A 4,386-nucleotide genomic window follows, 5' to 3' on the forward strand; every position below is an offset into this window, starting at 1 on the left:
CCGGCCCTTCTCTATTTCGTGATCCGCAGGTTCTGGATCGAGCCGGCGATGGTGTTGAACACCGGAGTCAGCTGGTCGGCGTCGTTGACGTCGTAATACATGTCCGGCTTGGTCGCGCAGTCCTGAAGTATGGTCCTGGAGTGGTTGGAGACCCCCACGCCGATGGCGTAGATCACCACCCCCTCGGCCTTGGCGTTGTCGCACAGCAGCTTCTCGCGGTGGTCGATCGCATCGCGGCGGTTGGTCGCCGTGGAGCTGGCGGTCAGGGACGTCCCGCTGGCGTTCTTCAGGCGGCCTTGGGCGATGTAGCCATAGCCGGTGTAGAACGAGTTGTTGGGGTTGTTATAGGTGTCGTTGGTGTTGTCGCCGTCGGTCAGCAGCACGATCACCTTGGTGGTCTTCTTGCCGTCGGTGCTGAGCGGATCCACGCCGTCGGCGAAGGGCGCGTTCTTCGACAAGGTGTGCCAGCCCCAGACCAGGCCCATGGCGACATTGGTGTTGCCGTCGGCGATCATCTGACCAAGCTTGGTCTTCACCAGGTCCCGCTGGGTGGTGGTGCGGACATTGGTCAGGCGCATCAGGCTGGTCAAACCGCAGCCGGCGTTAGGACCGTAGGCCGTGCCGGTCTTGGCGGCGTTGATGACGTTGCCCTTGTTGCCGGAGCCGTACTTGGCGGTCGGCGTCGAACGCGTGCTCCAGGCGGTGGAGGATGTGCCGCTGGGCGAGACGCCGTCCGGCAGCCAGTTGTTCTTGATCGGATAGTTGGGATTGTTCACGGTCCGGGCGTCGCGATAGCGCGTCGTGCTGGACTGGTTGACGCCGACGGTGTTGTCGTCGGGCTCGTCCGGCGCGAAATAGGGCACGAACATCGAGGCGGGAACCGAGGCGGCGGGGGCGGCGTCGGTGACGTCGTAGGGCGCTGGGCGGCTTTCGACACAGCCGGCCCAGGTCAGGCCGAGGTTCGACAGCAGGGTGAAGCGGTTCTGGTTGGTCGCGAACACGTCCGGGCCGTAGCCCGTGGCCGGCATCGTGCCGGTCAGCCACGAGGTCTGGTTCTGATGGACCGAACCGATGTTCACCGTCATCGAGAACGGCACGACGCTGATCTTCACCGCGTCGGTCTCGGTGGCGCGGGCCGCGGCGCCGGCCAGAACGTCGACCAGCGATTTGGAGGCGTCGATCAGGGCGTCGATCTTCTTGGTCCCGGAGCCGAGGGTGCTGCCCATCGAGCCGGTGTTGTCCAGCACCAGGGCCACCTCCAGCTTGTTCACCGAGCGCATCACCGTGGCGCCGGCCGAGACGTTCGTGTCGCCGTTTTTCCAGAGGTTGGAGATGATCGGCTTGATCGCGACGTCCTGGACCGAGCCGACAACGGTGTTGTTGACGCCCAGGGCGAAGGTCGAGTTGCTGCGGGTCAGGGTCACGCCCAGACCGTCCATCTCGGCGACCAGGGCCGCGTCGCCGATCGCGTCCAAGGCGTCGTTGGTGGTGGCCGTCGAACGGGCGGCCATCAGGGTCGCGGCGTCCAGGGCGTCCTGGAGCTGGCGCTTCTGGACGCTGACTCGGCTCAGATCGATCAGGCCGAACGTCAGGATGGCGAGGGGGATCAGCAGGAACGCGAACTGCACGGCGATCGCGCCGCGCTCGTCGTCGCGAAGCCGCGCCGCAAGGCGTTTCCACATGATCATGAGCAAGGCCCAACTCTCCAGAGAACGGGCATTGTCGTCAGGGACGGTGAAGGGGCCGCAAACGACGATGGTGAATCCCCGCATTCCAGGTTCCGGGCGCGTCGGCCGCCGGCCGAGGGGGCGCGACGCCGCACCTTTTTGGAAAAGCGGCCGTGGTCTGCTATATCCTCGCCTCGATCCCTGAAATGTCTTGCCTCCGGACCGCCCCTTGAGCGTCACCCTCGACCTGTCGCGCATTGCCCCTAAAGCCGATGCTCCGAAAGCCCCGATCAATCTGTCGGGCTTGACCCGCTCGCAAATGGTCGTCGCCCTGACCGAGAGCGGCGTGGTCGAGCACGGCAAGGCCAAGATGCGCGCCACCCAGATCTTCCGCTGGGTGCATCATCGCGGCGTGACCGATTTCGCCCAGATGAGCGACGTGGCCAAGGAGACCCGCGCCCGGCTGGCCGAGCAGTTCACCGTCGCCCGTCCCGAGATCGTCGAACGGCAGGTTTCCAAGGACGGCACGCGCAAGTGGCTGATCCGCATGGGGCCGGGCATCGAGGTCGAGACCGTCTACATCCCGTCGGTCGGCCGCAGCGGCGCGCTTTGCGTCTCCAGCCAGGTCGGCTGCACCCTGAACTGCAGCTTCTGCCACACCGGCACCCAGGCCCTGGTCCGCAACCTGACCGCCGCCGAGATCGTCGCCCAGGTGCAGGTCGCCAAGGATGACCTGGCCGAATGGCCGTCCGACAAGGACGATCGCCTGTTGAGCAACATCGTGTTCATGGGCATGGGCGAGCCGCTCTACAATCTAGGCCAGGTGGCCGACGCCATCGAGATCATCAGCGACAACGAAGGCATCGCCATCTCGCGTCGCCGGATCACGGTGTCGACCTCGGGCGTGGTCCCGCAGCTGGAAGCCCTGGGCCAGAAGACCCAGGCCATGCTGGCCATCAGCCTGCACGCCACCAACGACGCCCTGCGCGACGTTCTGGTGCCGCTGAACAAGAAATACCCGCTCGAGCAGCTGATGGCCGGCATCCGCGCCTATCCGGGTCTCAGCAACGCCCGCCGGGTGACGTTCGAATATGTGATGCTGAAGGGCGTCAACGACAGCCCCGACGAGGCCCGGGCGCTGATCAAGCTGATCAAGGGCATACCGGCCAAGGTCAATCTGATCCCGTTCAACCCCTGGCCGGGCAGCGACTATCAGTGCTCGGACTGGGCGGCGATCGAAGCCTTCGCCGCCATCCTCAACCGCGCCGGCTATTCCTCGCCGATCCGCACGCCGCGAGGCCGCGACATCCTGGCCGCCTGCGGCCAGCTGAAGAGCGAGAGCGAGAAGGTCCGCGCCTCGGCGATGCGCAAGCTGTCGATGGCGGCCATGGCCGGCGTGCTGGACGATGACGATGACGAGGCGGCGGCCTGATGTCGGAGCCGGCGATCGGTTCCGAACCGGACGCGGCGATGATGGCCGGCCCCGAGACGCTCGCGAGGTTCCTCGAGACGGCCGATGAAAGCGTCCTGGACGGCGTGTTCTCGACAGGCGATCTGGTCATCCTCGAGAACTTCCCGCCGCACGTGTTCACCGGCCAGGACGGCCTTGCCCATTGGCGCGGCCTGATGGCGCGGCATGTGGGCGCCATGGTCGAGCTCCGGCACGTCTTCGGACCCGCCCAGGACTTCGTCCGCACGGGCGACACCGTCTATTTCTCCCTGCCCACCCAGTGGACAGGCCTCCGCGACGGCAAACCGTTCGACGAGCATGGCGGCTGGTCGTTCGTGCTGCACTTGGACGACGAGCGCTGGCGGATCCGGTCATACGGCTGGTCGGTCACCCGCTTTGTTCAGTAGGGCCGCCAGGCGTCCGGCCCCGTGCGGCGTTTCGCCGGACGAGCCCCCTACGCACGGCGCTTGATCCCGTGCTAGCTATGCGTCCCTTAGGTTCGGGGATCACCATTTTCATGCCGCCACAGCTTCAGTCGCCCGAGATTCAAGCCTTCGCCAGCGGCTTGCCGCTGACCCTGATGCACGCCGCCATCACCTTGGTGATGCTGGTGGTCGGCACGGCGCTCTACGCCCTGCTGACCCCGCACAAGGAGATCAAGCTGATCCGCGAGGGCAACGCCGCCGCCGCCCTGTCGCTGGGCGGGGTGATGGTCGGCCTGGCCATTCCGCTGGCCACGTCGCTGTCGGCCTCGGTGTCGCCGCTGGAGATCGTGCTGTGGGGCGTATCGACCATCGTCGTCCAACTGCTGGTCTTCCGCATCACCGACATGCTGCTCAAGGGCCTTCCCGAACGGATCAACGAGGGCGAGGTCGCCGCCGCGGCCCTGCTGGTCGGCGCCAAGATCGCCACCGCCCTGATCCTGGCCGCCGCCGTGGCGGGCTAAGAGCGGGCGAGCGGGACGGGTCCAGTGCATTTCCCCAAACTTCCGGACTGGCTGATCTACGGGGCGGTGGTCAGCGCCCTGCTGGTCGTCGCCGTCGGCCGGCAGGAACGCTCCGATGCGCCGCCGCCGCCGCCGCCGGTGCCGGGCGACGTCGGCCTGCCGCTGGGCCCCGCCTCGCCGTTCGATCCGTCCATCGTCGTCCAGGTGCCCGACAAGGGCCAACCCGGCAGCGGCACGGCCTTTTCGGTCGATGACGGCGGCTCGTGGCTGACCGCCCGCCACGTGGTCGACGGCTGCCGCGAGGCGGCGATCGTCGTGGCCGA

Annotated in this window: 4 protein-coding genes and 1 pseudogene; 4 read left to right on the forward strand and 1 reads right to left on the reverse strand. The window is 66.9% G+C overall.

All coding sequences use genetic code 11. The features are described 5' to 3' along the window. Positions 1–11: 11 nt before the first annotated feature. Complete coding sequence (locus WAL33_RS21295; RefSeq protein ID WP_422184000.1) at positions 12–1,688, reverse strand: pilus assembly protein TadG-related protein; 1,677 nt, start codon at positions 1,686–1,688, stop codon at positions 12–14. Positions 1,689–1,896: 208 nt separating this feature from the next. Between WAL33_RS21295 and rlmN the strand changes: the two genes are divergently transcribed. The 4 genes and pseudogenes from rlmN to WAL33_RS21315 all read left to right on the forward strand — a co-directional run. Then, positions 1,897–3,099 (forward strand): 23S rRNA (adenine(2503)-C(2))-methyltransferase RlmN, encoded by a 1,203-nt coding sequence (gene rlmN / locus WAL33_RS21300; protein ID WP_422183996.1) that lies wholly within the window; start codon positions 1,897–1,899, stop codon positions 3,097–3,099. Further along, entirely contained in the window at positions 3,099–3,524 is a 426-nt protein-coding gene (locus WAL33_RS21305) for a hypothetical protein (RefSeq protein WP_422183998.1), read from the forward strand. Before rlmN ends, WAL33_RS21305 begins: the two co-directional genes overlap by 1 nt. A gap of 110 nt (positions 3,525–3,634) precedes the next feature. Next, positions 3,635–4,063, forward strand: coding sequence for a DUF350 domain-containing protein (locus WAL33_RS21310; protein ID WP_422183999.1), 429 nt, complete (start codon positions 3,635–3,637; stop codon positions 4,061–4,063). 24 nt (positions 4,064–4,087) lie between these two features. Further along, positions 4,088–4,386: pseudogene (locus WAL33_RS21315) on the forward strand (serine protease); the annotation flags it as partial.

The sequence above is a fragment of the Caulobacter sp. genome (assembly GCF_049283275.1).
GTDB lineage: Bacteria > Pseudomonadota > Alphaproteobacteria > Caulobacterales > Caulobacteraceae > Caulobacter.